The 14,448-nt window shown below is 67.1% G+C and carries 15 protein-coding genes; 14 read left to right on the forward strand and 1 reads right to left on the reverse strand.

Going from position 1 to position 14,448, the window contains the following annotated elements; translation table 11 throughout:
* Positions 1–62: 62 nt before the first annotated feature.
* The 9 genes from ACAD63_RS06835 to ACAD63_RS06875 all read left to right on the forward strand — a co-directional run bounded on the left by ACAD63_RS06835 (position 63) and on the right by ACAD63_RS06875 (position 8,443).
* Positions 63–395 carry a YbaB/EbfC family nucleoid-associated protein gene (locus ACAD63_RS06835; protein ID WP_012353187.1) on the forward strand — a complete coding sequence of 111 codons (333 nt, stop codon included), beginning with the start codon at positions 63–65 and terminating at the stop codon, positions 393–395.
* Between the two features lie 8 nt (positions 396–403).
* Positions 404–1,030, forward strand: coding sequence for a recombination mediator RecR (recR, locus tag ACAD63_RS06840; RefSeq protein WP_133096548.1), 627 nt, complete (start codon positions 404–406; stop codon positions 1,028–1,030).
* A 56-nt stretch (positions 1,031–1,086) separates the two neighbouring features.
* Positions 1,087–1,992 carry a LysR substrate-binding domain-containing protein gene (locus ACAD63_RS06845; protein WP_063238140.1) on the forward strand — a complete coding sequence of 302 codons (906 nt, stop codon included), beginning with the start codon at positions 1,087–1,089 and terminating at the stop codon, positions 1,990–1,992.
* Between the two features lie 186 nt (positions 1,993–2,178).
* On the forward strand, positions 2,179–3,375 hold the full coding sequence (locus ACAD63_RS06850; RefSeq protein ID WP_135705515.1) for a CaiB/BaiF CoA transferase family protein: 1,197 nt from the start codon (positions 2,179–2,181) through the stop codon (positions 3,373–3,375).
* Positions 3,372–4,340 carry a hydroxymethylglutaryl-CoA lyase gene (locus ACAD63_RS06855; protein WP_135705514.1) on the forward strand — a complete coding sequence of 323 codons (969 nt, stop codon included), beginning with the start codon at positions 3,372–3,374 and terminating at the stop codon, positions 4,338–4,340. Before ACAD63_RS06850 ends, ACAD63_RS06855 begins: the two co-directional genes overlap by 4 nt.
* A 47-nt stretch (positions 4,341–4,387) precedes the next feature.
* Positions 4,388–5,419, forward strand: a complete 1,032-nt coding sequence (locus ACAD63_RS06860) for a Bug family tripartite tricarboxylate transporter substrate binding protein (protein ID WP_434033632.1) — start codon at positions 4,388–4,390, stop codon at positions 5,417–5,419.
* Positions 5,420–5,626: 207 nt separating this feature from the next.
* On the forward strand, positions 5,627–6,670 hold the full coding sequence (locus ACAD63_RS06865; RefSeq protein ID WP_135705512.1) for an ABC transporter substrate-binding protein: 1,044 nt from the start codon (positions 5,627–5,629) through the stop codon (positions 6,668–6,670).
* A 116-nt stretch (positions 6,671–6,786) separates the two neighbouring features.
* A complete protein-coding gene (locus ACAD63_RS06870; protein ID WP_135705511.1) occupies positions 6,787–7,599 on the forward strand; it encodes an ABC transporter ATP-binding protein in 813 nt (270 codons plus the stop codon).
* A gap of 52 nt (positions 7,600–7,651) precedes the next feature.
* Entirely contained in the window at positions 7,652–8,443 is a 792-nt protein-coding gene (locus ACAD63_RS06875; protein WP_133096542.1) for an ABC transporter permease, read from the forward strand.
* Between the two features lie 193 nt (positions 8,444–8,636).
* Here the strand turns inward: ACAD63_RS06875 and ACAD63_RS06880 are convergent, their stop codons facing one another.
* Entirely contained in the window at positions 8,637–9,611 is a 975-nt protein-coding gene (locus ACAD63_RS06880; RefSeq protein WP_063238131.1) for an NADPH:quinone oxidoreductase family protein, read from the reverse strand.
* Positions 9,612–9,831: 220 nt separating this feature from the next.
* Between ACAD63_RS06880 and surE the strand changes: the two genes are divergently transcribed.
* From surE to ACAD63_RS06905, 5 genes are read left to right on the forward strand one after another with little or no spacing between them, the layout of a single operon-like run.
* On the forward strand, positions 9,832–10,584 hold the full coding sequence (surE, locus tag ACAD63_RS06885; RefSeq protein ID WP_133096541.1) for a 5'/3'-nucleotidase SurE: 753 nt from the start codon (positions 9,832–9,834) through the stop codon (positions 10,582–10,584).
* Positions 10,585–10,612: 28 nt separating this feature from the next.
* A complete protein-coding gene (locus ACAD63_RS06890; RefSeq protein ID WP_133096540.1) occupies positions 10,613–11,533 on the forward strand; it encodes a protein-L-isoaspartate(D-aspartate) O-methyltransferase in 921 nt (306 codons plus the stop codon).
* An 8-nt stretch (positions 11,534–11,541) separates the two neighbouring features.
* Positions 11,542–12,405 (forward strand): peptidoglycan DD-metalloendopeptidase family protein, encoded by an 864-nt coding sequence (locus ACAD63_RS06895; protein WP_135705510.1) that lies wholly within the window; start codon positions 11,542–11,544, stop codon positions 12,403–12,405.
* A gap of 6 nt (positions 12,406–12,411) precedes the next feature.
* On the forward strand, positions 12,412–13,593 hold the full coding sequence (gene rpoS / locus ACAD63_RS06900) for an RNA polymerase sigma factor RpoS (protein ID WP_133096538.1): 1,182 nt from the start codon (positions 12,412–12,414) through the stop codon (positions 13,591–13,593).
* A complete protein-coding gene (locus ACAD63_RS06905; RefSeq protein WP_434033633.1) occupies positions 13,590–14,429 on the forward strand; it encodes a 3'-5' exonuclease in 840 nt (279 codons plus the stop codon). Before rpoS ends, ACAD63_RS06905 begins: the two co-directional genes overlap by 4 nt.
* The last annotated feature ends 19 nt before the right edge of the window (positions 14,430–14,448 follow it).

Genomic DNA, 14,448 nt, shown 5'->3' on the forward strand with positions numbered 1-14,448 from the left:
CGCGCCATCCGCCACGAATTTCCACCACCGAATTTTTTTACCGAATCCAGGAGCGTTCCATCATGATGAAAGGTCAACTCGCCGGGCTGATGAAGCAAGCCCAGCAGATGCAGGAAAACATGAAGAAGATGCAGGAGCAACTGGCCCAGATCGAGGTCGAGGGCCAGTCCGGCGCCGGTCTCGTCAAGGTGGTCATGACCTGCAAGAACGACGTCAAGCGCGTCACCATCGACCCCAGCCTGCTGGCCGAGGGCGAGGACAAGGACCTGCTGGAAGACCTGGTCGCCGCCGCCTTCAACGACGCCGTGCGCAAGGCCGAGGCCACCACGCAGGAAAAGATGGGCTCGATGACCTCCGGCCTGCCGCTGCCCCCGGGCTTCAAGCTGCCGTTCTGAAGGCAAGCGTGAAAGCGGGGGGGAAGGGTTCCGCGCCGACTTCGCTGCAGGCGCTGGTCGAGGCGCTGCGGGTGCTGCCGGGCGTCGGGCCGAAGTCGGCCCAGCGCATGGCGTACCACCTGCTGCAGCACGACCGCGAGGGCGCGCGCAAGCTGGGCGACGCGCTGCGCGGCGCGGCGGACCATATCCGCCACTGCCAGCGCTGCAACACCTTCACCGAGCAGGAAATCTGCGAGACCTGCCTGGATGACCGCCGCGACGCCGCGCTGCTGTGCGTGGTGGAAACGCCGGCCGACCAGGTCATGATCGAGCAGACCCTCACTTACCGCGGCAAGTACTTCGTGCTGATGGGCCGGCTGTCGCCGCTGGACGGCATCGGCCCGCGCGAGATCCACCTGGACCGGCTGCTGGCGCGCGCCACCGAGCCGGAGCTGGGCGGGCCGGTCGGCGAAGTCATCGTCGCCACCAACTTCACCAGTGAAGGCGAGGCCACCGCGCACTACATCGGCGAAATGCTGAAGGCGCGCGGCCTCAAGGTGTCGCGGCTGGCGCGCGGAGTGCCGGTCGGCGGCGAGCTGGAATACGTCGACGCCGGCACCATCGCGCGCGCGGTGATGGACCGCCGCAACCTCTGATCCCTGCGGCGCTGGGCGGCATGCCCGCGCCGGACTTTTTCGCGTCCGCCTGTCCCATGAACCTGGCCCGCTTCGATCTCGTCACGCTTGGCTTGTTCGTTGCCGTGGCGCGCCAAGGCAGCATCTCGGCCGGCGCGCGCCAGTCGCACCTGGCGGTGGCGGCCGCCAGCAAGCGCATCTCGGACCTTGAGACCGCGGTGGGCGCGCCGCTGTTTTTCCGCCATGCCGCCGGCGTGCAGCTGACCGAGGCCGGGCAGGCCTGCTTCCACCACGCGCTGACCATCCTGCAGGACGTGGAGCGCATGGCTGGCGTGATGTCCGACTATGCGTCCGGCGTGCGCGGGCAGGTGCGCGTCTGCGCCAACACGTCGGCGATCACGCAGTTCCTGCCCGACGACCTGGCGTCGTTCATGCAGCGCCATCCCACCATCCGCATCGAGCTGGAAGAACAGAACAGCCGCGACATCGTCGCCGCGCTGGTGGAGAACCGCGCCGACGTCGGCATCTTTGCCGACCGCACGCCAGCGGCGGGGCTGATGACGGTCGAGTACCGCCAGGACGAACTGGTCATCATCACGCCGCCCAACCATCCGTTGGCTGCACGCGGCCCGGTGCGGTATGCCGATACGCTCGAATTCGACTTCGTCAGCCTGCCGCAGGAAACTTCGCTGGCGGCGCGTCTGCTCGAAGAAAGCAGCCGGCTCGACCGGCCCTTCCGGCTGCGCATCCAGGTGCGCAGCTTCGACGCCATGTGCCGCATGGTGATGGCCGGCCTCGGCGTGGGCGTGCTGCCGCGCATCGCGGCCGAGCCGCACGTCAAGTCGATGGGTTTGTCGCTGGTGTCGCTGCAGGATGCGTGGGCGCGCCGCTCGCTGCTGATCGGCCTGCGCGATCCTGCAGGCCTGACGGTGTCGGCGCGTCTGCTGATCACCCATCTTTGCGGGGACAAGGCGCCGTTCTGACGTCCTGGGGCGCCAGGTGCCCCCCGGAGCCTTTCGCGTTCCGAGAAAGCCCGCTTCTCCGATTGCCGATTCCTGGCTCGCCCCTCGCTGGGGCACACTCCGTGCCAATGACAGACGCGGCGGTATCGATCACCAGATCGAATTTCCGCGGCGCAACGAATCCCCCGCATTGCACGGAGACACGCCATGGCGCAACAGATCCTCGAGGGCATCCGCGTCCTCGAACTCGGACAACTTATCGCCGGCCCCTTTGCCGCGAAAACCCTGGCCGATTTCGGCGCCCACATCATCAAGGTAGAGCCGCCCGGGCAGGGCGACCCGCTGCGCAAATGGCGCATGCTGCATGAGGGCACGTCGGTGTGGTGGGAAGCGCAGTCGCGCAACAAGGAATCGATCTGCATCGACCTGCGCCAGCCGGAAGGGCAGGCGCTGGTGCGAAAGCTGGCCGCCGAGGCCGATGTGCTGATCGAGAACTTCCGCCCCGGCACCATGGAAAAGTGGGGCCTGGGCTGGGACGTGCTGCATGCCGACAACCCGCGCCTGATCATGCTGCGCGTGTCGGGCTACGGCCAGACCGGCCCCAAGAAAGACGAGCCGGGCTTTGCCGCGGTGGCCGAGGCCATGGCGGGACTGCGTCACCTGACCGGCGAGCCGGGCCGCGCGCCGGTGCGCGCCGGATTGTCGCTGGGCGACACCATCGCCGGGCTGCACGGCGCCATGGGCGTGCTGCTGGCGCTGTACCAGCGCGATGCGCGCGGCGGCGAGGGCCAGGTGATCGACGTGGCGCTGTATGAATCGCTGTTCAACCTGAGTGAAAGCCTGCTGCCGGAATACTCCGCCTTTGGCGCGGTGCGCCAGCCCGCCGGCGGCGCGCTGCCGGGCATCGCCCCGTCCAACGCCTATCCCTGCAGCAGCGGCGAATACGTGCTGGTGGCGGCCAACGGCGATGCCATCTTCAAGCGCATGATGCTGGCCATCGGCCGGCCCGACCTGGCCGATGACCCGGCGCTGGCCCAGAACGACGGCCGCGTGAAACGTGTCGACGAGATCGATGCCGCCATCGCCGACTGGACCCGCACGCAGACGGTGGAATCGGTGCTGGCGGTGCTGCGCGAGGCGCAGGTGCCGTCGGGCCGCATCTATACCGTCAAGGATATTGCCGAAGACCCGCACTACCGCGCCCGCGGCGTGATCGAGTCGGTGACCTCGGCCGGCGGCCTGACCGTGGAAGTGCCGGGCGTGGTGCCCAAGCTGTCGGCCAGCCCGGGCGGCATCCATGACCGCGCGCCCACGTTGGGCGAGCATACCGATGCAGTGCTGAAGCAGGCGGGCTTCGACGATGCCGCCATCGCCGACCTGCGCGCGCGCAAGGTGATCGCATGAGCGCCGCCGCCCAGCTGCGCGGCCCGGCCCGCGTCGAAATCAATGAAGTCGCGCCGCGCGACGGCCTGCAGATCGAGCCGGTGGTGGTGCCCACCGACGGCAAGGTCGCCTTTGTCGATGCGCTGTCGGCCTGCGGCTTCGCCCGCATCGAAGCCACCTCGTTCACGTCGGCACGCGCCATCCCCGCGCTCGCCGATGCCGAAGCGGTGATGCACCAGATCCAGCGCTTCCCCGGCGTGCGCTACACCGTGCTGGTGCCCAACCTGCGCGGGCTGGAACGCGCGCTGTCGTGCCGGCCGGACGAGGTCAACCTGGTGATGTCGGCCAGCGAGACGCATAACCGCGCCAACCTGCGCATGACGCGCGAGCAGTCGCAGGCGCAGTTGCTGGCGATGATCGAAGCCGCCAGCGCCGCCGGCGTGCCGGTCAATATCTCGCTGTCGACGGTGTTCGGCTGCCCCTTCGAGGGCGAGGTCGAGGCCGGCGCGGTGATGGCGCTGGCCACGCGCTTCGCCGAAGCCGGCGCGGCGGGCATTACGCTGTGCGACACCACCGGCATGGCCTATCCCACGCAAGTGGCCGCGCTGTGCGAGCGCTTCCAGGCGGCGCTGCCCGGCACCGGCCTGACCATCCACCTGCACAACACGCGCGGCATGGGCCTGGCCAACGCGCTGGCGGCATGGGAGACCGGCGTAACCCGCTTCGACGCGGCCGCCGGCGGCCTCGGCGGCTGCCCCTATGCACCCGGGGCCAGCGGCAATGTCAGCACCGAGGACCTGGTCCACATGTTCGACTGCATGGGCGTGCAGACCGGGGTCAGCCTCGGCGCGCTGCTCGGCGCGGTGGCCGGCCTGCCGGCGCTGGTCGGGCGCGACATCCACAGCCAGTTGCTCAGCGCCGGCCCGCGCCTGCGCACGCACCAGCCGCCGGGATGGATGGCGGAGCATTTCGCGGTGCAGGCCTAGCGCCGCACCCCGACAACAACAAGACAGCAATACAAATGGAGACCCTCATGAAGCAAGCCCTTCAACGCAACGCTGCCAAGCCGGCCACGTCCACCCTTATCGCCCGGCGCAAGGCCGTCGCTGCCACGCTGGCCGCGCTCGGTACCGCGTGGCTGGCGCCTGCCGCGCTGGCGCAGGACGCCTATCCCGGCCGCCCGGTCACGCTGGTGGTATCCGCCGCGGCAGGCGGCACCACCGACATCGCGGCACGGATGATTTCCGAGCCGCTGTCCAAGGCGCTTGGCCAGCCGGTGGTGGTCGACAACAAGCCCGGCGGCAATGGCGGAATTGCCGCGCAGCTGGTGGCGCGCGCCAAGCCGGACGGCTACACGCTGATGCTGCAGTACTCGGGCTTCCACGTGATCACGCCGCTGCTGATGAAGAACCTGTCGTGGGATCCGGTCAAGGACTTCGCGCCGGTGGCCAATATCCTGTCGGCGCCGCAGGTGCTGGTGGTGCGCCAGAACCTGCCAGTCAAGTCGCTGAAGGAACTGGTCGCATACGCCAAGGCCAACCCGGACAAGCTCAACTACGCGTCGTCGGGCAACGGTTCGCTGCAGCACGTCTCGACCGAGCTGCTGAACCAGATGGCCGGCACCAAGATCGCGCACGTTCCTTACAAGGGCACCGGGCCGGCCATCACCGACCTGCTGGGCGGCACGGTCGACCTGACCATGACCACGCCGCCGCCGCTGATGGGGCATATCGCCGCCGGCAAGCTGCGCCCGCTGGTGGTGACCAGCAAGACGCGCCTGCCCAGCCTGAAGGACGTGCCGTCGGCGCCCGAGGGGGGCTATCCCGACCTCGACGTGTCGTCGTGGTTCGCGATGTATGCGCCGGCCGGCACGCCCAAGGCCGTGGTCGACAAGCTGACCGGCGAGATCGAGAAGATCATGCGCACCGAAGCCTTCCGCAAGAAGGCGGAGGAACTGGGTGCCGAGGCGAAGTACATGAACCCACAGCAACTGGCGCAGTACCAGAAGGCCGAACTGGCGCGCTGGGGCAAGGTGATCAAGTCTGCGGATATTCACGCTGAGTAAGCATTGAAGCGCGGATGTTGTCTCCCCTCTCCCGCATGCGGGAGAGGGGAGCACACCAGGAGCCCGCCTAGGTATAGATACCGATGCGGACCCTCCATCCACCCGGTAGCATCGCAACTTGCCGCACGGCGGCACGCCGTGCTTTCGCGCATCGCCGTCCGAATCCAAATGGACAACAAACGGACAGGAAACGGGTAGGAGACAAGCATGTATAACAAGAAATTCTGGAAGCAGTTCCTGATCGCGCTGGCGCTGTTCCTGGCCGGCTGGTTCACCTTCGGTCATGCGCAGGCGCAGGGCAAGCCGGAGAAAACCAAGGTCACCATCGCGGTCGGCGGCAAGAACCTGTTCTACTACCTGCCGCTGACCATCGCCGAGCGCCAGGGCTATTTCAAGGACGAAGGCCTGGACGTCGAGATCGTCGACTTCGCCGGCGGCGCCAAGGCGCTGCAGGCCGTGGTGGGCGGCAGCGCCGACGTGGTTTCGGGCGCCTACGAGCACACCATCAACCTGCAGGCGAAGGGCCAGCGCTACCAGGAATTCGTGCTGCAGGGCCGTGCGCCGCAGATCGTGCTGGTGGTGTCGAACAAGACCATGCCTAACTTCAAGTCGATCGCCGACCTGAAGGGCAAGAAGATCGGCGTGACCGCGCCGGGGTCGTCGACCAACATGATGGCCAACTTTGTGCTGGCCAAGCATGGCCTGAAGCCGTCGGACGTGTCGTTCATCGGCGTGGGCGCCAGCGCCGGCGCGGTGGCGGCGATGCGTTCGGGCCAGATCGATGCGATGGCCAACCTCGACCCGGTGATCTCGATGCTGATGCAGAAGAACGAGGTGCGCATCGCCTCGGACACGCGCACGCTCAAGGACACGCAGGCGGTGTTTGGCGGCAACATGCCGTCGGGCTGCCTGTATGCATCGCAGGCCTTTATCCAGCAGAACCCCAACACCACCCAGGCGCTGACCAATGCCATGGTGCGCGCGCTGAAGTGGCTGCAGAAGGCCGGCCCGTCCGACATCGTCAAGACCGTGCCGGAAAGCTACCTGCTTGGCGACCGCGCGCTGTACCTGGCCGCGTGGGACAAGGTCAAGGAAGCGATCTCGCCGGACGGCACCATGCCGGCCGATGGTCCGCGCACCGCGCTGAACACGCTGCAGCAGTTCGACGCCGAACTGAAGGGCAAGCCGATCAAGCTGGAAGAGACCTATACCAACGCCTTCGTGCAGAAGGCCAACGCCAAGTACAAGTAAGACCGCGTCGCGCACGCCACCGGCCCGCTGCCCGCAGCGGGCCTTTGCTTTGCGGCAGCGGCAGGCATTCCCTCATCACTCGCCAGCGGCACGAATGGCGAACGACACGGTGCACCATGAGCATTCCCGCACTTTCCCTCGACAAGGTCACCTGCACCTTTGTCTCGCGCGATGACCGCAGTCAGCGCTATACCGCGGTCAAGGACGTCACGCTGTCGATCCAGCCGGGCGAGTTCGTCTCGGTGGTCGGCCCGACCGGCTGCGGCAAGTCGACGTTGCTGAACGTCGGGGCGGGCCTGCTGGAGCCTTCCAGCGGCGAGGTACGCGTGTTCGGCGAGCCGCTGCGCGGCATCAACCGGCGCGCCGGCTACATGTTCCAGACCGAGGCGCTGATGCCGTGGCGCAGCGCGCTCGACAACGTCGTCGCCGGGCTCGAATTCCGCGGCGTGGCGCGCGCCGAGGCCGTGCGGCAGGGCGAGGACTGGCTGCGCCGCGTGGGCCTGGGCGGCTTCGGCGACCGCTATCCGCACCAGCTCTCCGGCGGCATGCGCAAGCGCGTGGCGCTGGCGCAGACGCTGGTGCTGGACCCGGACATCATCCTGATGGACGAGCCGTTCTCGGCGCTCGATATCCAGACGCGACAACTGATGGAGAACGAGGTGCTGGACCTGTGGGCCGCGAAGCGCAAGGCGGTGCTGTTCATCACCCACGACCTCGACGAGGCCATCGCCATGAGCGACCGCGTGGTGGTGCTGTCGGCAGGCCCGGCCACGCATCCGATCGGCGAGTTCGCCATCGACCTGCCGCGCCCGCGCGACGTGGCCGAGATCCGCAATCATCCGCGCTTTGTCGAACTGCATGCCGCGATCTGGGACGTGCTGCGCGAGGAAGTGCTCAAGGGCTATGCGCAGCAGCTCAAGGTGGCCTGAGCCTGCCATTGCTACGTCATCACAACGACAACCGAACGACAACCGAACCCTGATGGCATTCCGCAACGACTCCAAGGGCATGCTGCGCGTCTGGCAGCTGCTGGTGCTGGTGGTGATCCTGGGCATCTGGCACATCGCCACGCGTTCGCAGCAGGTCGCCTTCTTCTTTGGCGAACCGCTGATGGTCGCGCAGCGGATCTGGAACTGGTTTTTCATCGAGCGCGATATCTACCTGCACCTGGGCGTGACGCTGCTCGAGACCGTGCTGGCCTTCGGCATCGGCACGCTGGCGGGTCTCGGCGTAGGCCTGTGGCTGGCGCTGAGCCCGATGACCTCGGCCATCCTGGATCCCTACGTCAAGGCGATGAACTCGATGCCGCGCGTGATCCTGGCGCCGATCTTCGCGGTGTGGTTCGGCCTGGGGATCTGGTCGAAGGTGGCGCTGGCGGTGACGCTGGTGTTCTTTATCGTCTTCTTCAACGTCTACCAGGGCGTGAAGGAAGTGAGCCCGGTGGTGCTGGCCAACGCGCGCATGCTGGGCGCAAACCAGCATCAGCTGCTGCGCCATGTGTACCTGCCGAGTGCAACCAGCTGGGTGTTTTCGTCGCTGCATACCTCGGTGGGACTGGCCTTCGTCGGTGCAGTCGTGGGCGAGTACCTGGGCTCGGCGCGCGGCGTGGGCTACCTGATCCTGCAGGCCGAGGGCACCTTCGACATCAACACGGTGTTTGCCGGCATCGTGGTGCTGACGGCATTCGCGCTGATGCTGGACTGGATGGTCGGCATCGGCGAGAAGCGGCTGATGAAGTGGCAGCCCAGGAGCGGGGAGACGGAGAAGCTCTGACCTCCGGGTCCGCGCTGGTTTGCTTCCTTTGCCTTAAGCGAGAGACGGGCACACAGTCCTGTGGCCCCGAAACAGACCGACACCGTCAGCAGCGGGCGCAGGGCGTTGCCGCATGTCCTGCGCCTTTCTCTAATCGGCGGCGGGCAGGGCGCCCGCCGCCTGGCGCGTGCTTCAGCGCACGCCGAGGGCACGATTAGGGCACGATCACGATCTTGCCGGTCACCTTGCGCGCTTCCATGTCCTTGAGCGCCTGCGGCGCCTGTTCCAGCGGATAGCGCGCCGAGATATGCGGACGGATCTTGCCTTCCTTCATCCAGCCCAGCATCTGCGCCATGTTGGCCTGGTTGGCCTTAGGCTCGCGGCGCACGAAGTCGCCCCAGAACACGCCCACCAGCGATGCGCCCTTGAGCAGCGCCAGGTTCAGCGGCAGCCTCGGGATCTCGCCATTGGCAAAACCCACCACCAGGTAGCGGCCGCGCCAGCCGATCGAGCGGAACGCCGGCTCGGCATAGATGCCGCCCACCGGATCGTAGACCACATCCGGGCCCTTGCCGTCGGTCAGCGCCTTGACGCGCTCGCGGAGGTCTTCGGTGCTGTAGTTGATCAGCGCATCGGCTCCGTGCTCCTTGCACACCGCCAGCTTTTCGTCGGTAGACGCGGCGGCGATCACGCGCGCGCCGATGGCCTTGCCGATCTCGATCGCCGCGATGCCCACGCCGCCGGCCGCACCCAGCACGAGCATGGTCTGGCCCGCCTTCAGCTCGCCGCGGTCGATCACCGCATGGTGCGAAGTGCCGTAGGTCAGCGTGAAGGCCGCGGCGGTCTCGAAGTCGATGCCCGGCGGCATCGGCACCACCGAGGCGGCGGGCGCCTTGGCCTGCGTGGCAAATGCGCCATTGCCCAGGTAGGCGATGACCTTGTCGCCCGGCTTGACGTGGGTGACGCCTTCGCCCACAGCATTGACCACGCCGGCCAGCTCGGAGCCGGGGCTGAACGGCAGCGCAGGCTTGGCCTGGTATTTGTTCTGGATGATGAGCACATCCGGGAAGTTGACGGCGGCCGCCTTCACGTCGATGACCACTTCGCCAGCGCCCGGCACCAGGTCAGGCAGGGTTTCCACGGTCAGGGAATCAGGGGGGCCCCAGGCTTTGCACAGTACGGCTTTCATCTTGTCTCCGTTTCGATGTGTATGGCTTCCGCGCCAGTCAAGCTTAAGCGGGCGGGCAGGGCAAGTGTAGCGTACAAATAGCACGGTCGTTCTGTTCCATGCCGAACCCGCGGGGGCGGTTATTTGCGCCCTGCATACCGGCTCGCGGCGTGCGCCCGGACGGGATTCCGGCGCGGCGCACGGGGCGCTTGTGCGGCGCGCGCTCAGGTACAATCGCGCCATGCATATCCTCCTTGCCAACGATGACGGTTATCTCGCGCCGGGATTGGCCGTTCTGCATGCTGCGCTCGCCCCGCTGGGCCGGATTACGGTCATTGCGCCCGAGCAGAACCACAGCGGCGCTTCCAACTCCCTGACGCTGCAGCGCCCGCTGTCGATCTACGAAGCGCGCGAAGGCGTGCAGAAGGGATTCCGCTTCGTCAACGGCACGCCGACCGACTGCGTGCACATCGCGCTGACCGGGCTGCTGGATGAGAAGCCCGACCTGGTGGTGTCCGGCATCAACCAGGGACAGAACATGGGCGAGGACGTGCTGTATTCCGGCACCGTCGCCGCCGCCATCGAAGGCTATCTGCTCGGCATCCCGTCGGTGGCCTTCTCGCAGGTCGACAAGGGCTGGGAGCATCTCGATGCAGCCGCGCGCATCGCGCGCACCGTGGTCGAGCGCATCATCAGCCAGCCGCCCGCCGAGCCCTTCCTGCTCAACGTCAATATCCCGAGCCTGCCGTTCGAACATATCAAGGGCTATCGCGCCACGCGCCTGGGCAAGCGCCATCCTTCCCAGCCGGTGATCACGCAGGTGAATCCGCGCGGCGACACCAACTACTGGATCGGCCCGGCCGGCGATGCGCGCGATGCCAGCGAAGGCACGGACTTCCATGCCACTGCCGCCGGCTATGTCTCGCTGACGCCGTTGCAGCTCGACCTGACCCACCGCGGGCAGCTCGACGCGCTCGACCAGTGGCTGAAATAGGCAGCCGCTCCGCAGTGTCGCGCCCCCGATGAGTTCCACGCCCCGACGCAACAAGTTCCCCCTGCCGCTGGACGCGGTCGTCGAACGCAAGCCCGCACCGGCACGCACCGCCGGCATGCCTGCCGTCGACGCGCGGCGCACGGGGACGGCAGCCGCGCCGCCCCCGAAACCCGCCAAGCCAAGGCTGCCGCGTACAGCCGCGCCTGCGCCGGCGCCCGCACCCGCGAGCGCCGTGGAGCAGCGCGCCTCGGCGGCTACGGCCGGCGGCGGGGGCATGGCTTCCGCGCGTGCGCGTGCCGCGCTGGCGGGCCGGCTGCGCGCCGGCGGCATCCGCGACGAGCGCGTGCTGTCGGCCATCGCCACGGTGCCGCGCCACCTGTTCGTCGAGCCGGGGCTGGCCTCGCAGGCGTATGAAGACGCCGCGCTGCCGATCGGCCACCAGCAGACCATTTCCAAACCGTCGGTGGTGGCGCGCATGATCGAACTGCTGCGCGACGGCCTGGCCGCCGACACGCCGCTGGAGCGCGTGCTGGAGATCGGCACCGGCTGCGGCTACCAGGCCGCGGTGCTGAGCCAGGTGGCGCGCGAAGTCTTCTCGATCGAGCGCATCCGGCCGCTGCACGAACAGGCCAAGGCGAACCTGCGCCCGCTGCGCGTACCCAACCTGCGCCTGCACTATGGCGACGGCATGCTCGGGCTGCCGCAGGCGGCCCCGTTCTCGGCCATCATCCTGGCCGCTGCCGGCATGGAGGTGCCACAGGCGCTGCTGGAACAGCTGGAGGTAGGCGGGCGGCTGATCGCCCCGGTGGCCGTGGTGCCGCCGGCGGGCGTGCCCGGCCAGACGGTGACGCAGCAGCTGCTGCTGATCGAGCGGCGCAACCGCCATCGCTTTCACCGAACCGCGCTTGAAGCCGTTTTCTTTGTGCCCTTAAAATCGGGCACCATCTGAGTCGAACTATGCACAACATCGTGAAATCGCAATATTTCGCACGCGCCGGTCAACTTTTTACGGCTTCCGCGCTGACGGCCCTGCTGGCCGCCTGCGCTAATTCGCCGATGCCGGCCCCTGTCGTTGACCGCACCTCCACCTCGGGCGCTGCCGCCGCGTCGATGGAGCCGGCCCCGCCTGGATACTATCGGGTCAAGCGAGGCGATACGCTTTATCGAATCGCCCTGGAAAACGGCCAGTCGTACCGTGACGTCGCGACCTGGAACAACCTGTCCAATGTGAACCAGATCGAAGTTGGCCAGTTGTTGCGCATCGTGCCTCCGGGTGCCGACGTCAACGCTGCGCCCGGGGTTTCCACCACGCCGATCGCCCCGGCCACGGTGCAGTCCCAGCCGATCGACCAGGCGCGCCCGGTGGGCACGCCCGCAGCACCGCCTGCCGCCGCAGCGGCGGCGCCGGCAACGCCCGCGGCAGCGGCCGCCACCCCCGCCGCGCCGGCCGCTGACGGCGCGATCAAGCTGGCCTGGCCGGCAACCGGCCAGATGGTCGGTAAATTCGATGACAAGGGCAATAAAGGCATCGATATTGCGGGCAAGAAGGGCGATGCGGTGCTGGCCGCCGACGATGGCCGAGTGATTCACGTTGGCCCCTTGCGCGGCTACGGGAATCTTGTCATCATCAAACACAACGAGACATTTCTTACTGCGTACGGGCACAACGAAAAGGTGCTCGTGGCAGAGCAATCCGCGGTCCGCAAGGGCCAGAAGATTGCGGAGATGGGCAACAGTGATACCGACCGGGTGAAGCTTCACTTCGAAGTTCGCAAGAACGGAAAACCGGTTGATCCGATGCGGTACCTGCCGCCACAGTGAGGGTTCATGCCACGCCAGAAAACCGTCTCCTCCGGAACAACTGTCAGCAGGGCTCGCCGTCCCAAGCAGCCGGAAGTGAAGGCTGGTGTGGCACATCCCGACGAGCACGCCGACGCGCAAGCGTTCGAGCCCGATCTCGCTGCCGACCTGATTCCCGCGACCGACGAGCCGATCGCCACGTCCACTTCGGTGGGCCTGCGCGAAGCGGACCTGCTCGCCGACGACAACGACCGCCATCTGCGCGATGATGACGATGACGAGTCCGAGGACGAGGAAGACAGCGAAGGCGAGAACGGCAGCGACGGCGCAGCGGCCGAGCACGATGACTTCCGCACGGTGCTGCATACCGAGCTGGCCGCCGACACCGTCCAGCATTACCTGAACCGCATCAGCATCAAGCCGCTGCTGTCCGCGCCGGAGGAACTGCATTTTTCCACGCTGGCCAAGGACGGCGACTTTGCCGCGCGCCAGGTCATGATCGAGCGCAACCTGCGGCTGGTGGTCAGCATCGCCAAGGGTTACCTCAATCGCGGCGTGCCGCTGCTCGACCTGATCGAGGAAGGCAACCTGGGCCTGATGCACGCGATCGAGAAATTCGATCCGTCGCGCGGGTTCCGCTTCTCGACCTATGCGACCTGGTGGATCCGCCAGAGCATCGAGCGCGCCATCATGAACCAGGCCCGCACCGTTCGCCTGCCGGTGCACGTGATCCGTGAACTGAACCAGGTGCTGCGCGCCAAGCGCCATCTGGAGAAGGGCGGCACCGACGGGCGCGATGCCAGCCTGGAAGACATCGCCCACCTGCTGGGCAAGACGCCGGACGAAGTGCAGGACGTCCTGGCACTCAACGAACATACCACCTCGCTCGATACGCCGTTCGACCTCGATCCCGGCTCGAGCCTCCTGGATTTCCTCTCCGACGAGCACAACGCCGCCCCCGACCAGGAGGTGGCGCACCGCGAGCTGGAAGGGCTGATGAAGCTCTGGCTGGCACGCCTGTCGGAAAAGCATCGCTATGTGGTGGAGCGCCGCTTCGGCCTCAACCATATCGAGCCCGCCACGCTGGAAGAGCTCGCCGAGGAGATGGGCCTCACGCGCGAGCGCGTACGCCAGATCCAGCAGGAGGCGCTGGTCAAGCTCAAGCGGCATTTCGCTTCGCAAGGTGTCAGGAAGGACGCCGTTTTATGACCCCTGTGCTGGTATTCGACATCGAGACCATTCCCGATGTCGCCGGCCTGCGCCGTTTGCATGACCACCCCGATGCGATGAGCGACGGCGAAGTCGCCGAACACGCCTTCGCCGCCCGCCGCGAGAAAACCGGCAGCGATTTCCTGCCGCACTACCTTCAGCGTGTCGCCGCGATTTCCTGCGTGCTGCGGCGCATGCACCGCGATGGCTCGGCGGTGTTCCATGTGGGCTCGCTCGGCACCATCGAGGACAACGAAGCCACGCTGATCCAGAAGTTCTACGAACTGATCGCCCGCTACAGCCCGCAACTGGTTTCATGGAACGGTGGCGGATTCGATCTCCCCGTGCTGCATTACCGCGGCCTGGTCAACGGCGTCACCGCGCCGCGCTACTGGGAGATGGGCGAGGGCCGCGACGAAGATAGCCGTGACTTCAAGTGGAACAACTACATCAGCCGCTACCACATGCGGCACCTGGACTTGATGGACCTGCTGGCGATGTACCAGCCGCGCGCCAGCGCGCCGCTGGATGACCTCGCCAAGCTCTGCGGTTTCCCGGGCAAGATGGGGATGGATGGCAGCAAGGTCTGGCATGCTTACCAGGCTGGCCAGCTCGACGAGATCCGCGCCTACTGCGAGACCGACGTCGTCAATACCTACCTGATGTACTGCCGTTTCCAGCTGATGCGCGGCGGCATGTCGCCGCGCGAGTTCGACATGGAGATGGAACTCGTTCAGGAATCGCTGGCGGAACTGCCTGGCGAACAGTGGATGGAATACCTGCAGGCCTTCCGCCTGCAGCGCCTCACGCCCGAAGCCGACGACTTCGAGGACTGATCGCGCCTGCGCCCGCGGA

The sequence above is a fragment of the Cupriavidus sp. a3 genome (assembly GCF_051015765.1).
In the GTDB taxonomy this organism is placed as follows: Bacteria; Pseudomonadota; Gammaproteobacteria; order Burkholderiales; family Burkholderiaceae; genus Cupriavidus; species Cupriavidus oxalaticus_A.

Coding starts and splice junctions, on each gene's coding strand:
- ACAD63_RS06835 (WP_012353187.1), top strand. CDS start 63: ATGATGAAAGGTCAACTCGCCGGGCTGATGAAGCAAGCCCAGCAGATG.
- ACAD63_RS06845 (WP_063238140.1), top strand. CDS start 1,087: ATGAACCTGGCCCGCTTCGATCTCGTCACGCTTGGCTTGTTCGTTGCC.
- ACAD63_RS06850 (WP_135705515.1), top strand. CDS start 2,179: ATGGCGCAACAGATCCTCGAGGGCATCCGCGTCCTCGAACTCGGACAA.
- ACAD63_RS06855 (WP_135705514.1), top strand. CDS start 3,372: ATGAGCGCCGCCGCCCAGCTGCGCGGCCCGGCCCGCGTCGAAATCAAT.
- ACAD63_RS06860 (WP_434033632.1), top strand. CDS start 4,388: ATGAAGCAAGCCCTTCAACGCAACGCTGCCAAGCCGGCCACGTCCACC.
- ACAD63_RS06865 (WP_135705512.1), top strand. CDS start 5,627: ATGTATAACAAGAAATTCTGGAAGCAGTTCCTGATCGCGCTGGCGCTG.
- ACAD63_RS06870 (WP_135705511.1), top strand. CDS start 6,787: ATGAGCATTCCCGCACTTTCCCTCGACAAGGTCACCTGCACCTTTGTC.
- ACAD63_RS06875 (WP_133096542.1), top strand. CDS start 7,652: ATGGCATTCCGCAACGACTCCAAGGGCATGCTGCGCGTCTGGCAGCTG.
- ACAD63_RS06880 (WP_063238131.1), bottom strand. CDS start 9,611: ATGAAAGCCGTACTGTGCAAAGCCTGGGGCCCCCCTGATTCCCTGACC.
- surE (WP_133096541.1), top strand. CDS start 9,832: ATGCATATCCTCCTTGCCAACGATGACGGTTATCTCGCGCCGGGATTG.
- ACAD63_RS06890 (WP_133096540.1), top strand. CDS start 10,613: ATGAGTTCCACGCCCCGACGCAACAAGTTCCCCCTGCCGCTGGACGCG.
- ACAD63_RS06895 (WP_135705510.1), top strand. CDS start 11,542: ATGCACAACATCGTGAAATCGCAATATTTCGCACGCGCCGGTCAACTT.
- rpoS (WP_133096538.1), top strand. CDS start 12,412: ATGCCACGCCAGAAAACCGTCTCCTCCGGAACAACTGTCAGCAGGGCT.
- ACAD63_RS06905 (WP_434033633.1), top strand. CDS start 13,590: ATGACCCCTGTGCTGGTATTCGACATCGAGACCATTCCCGATGTCGCC.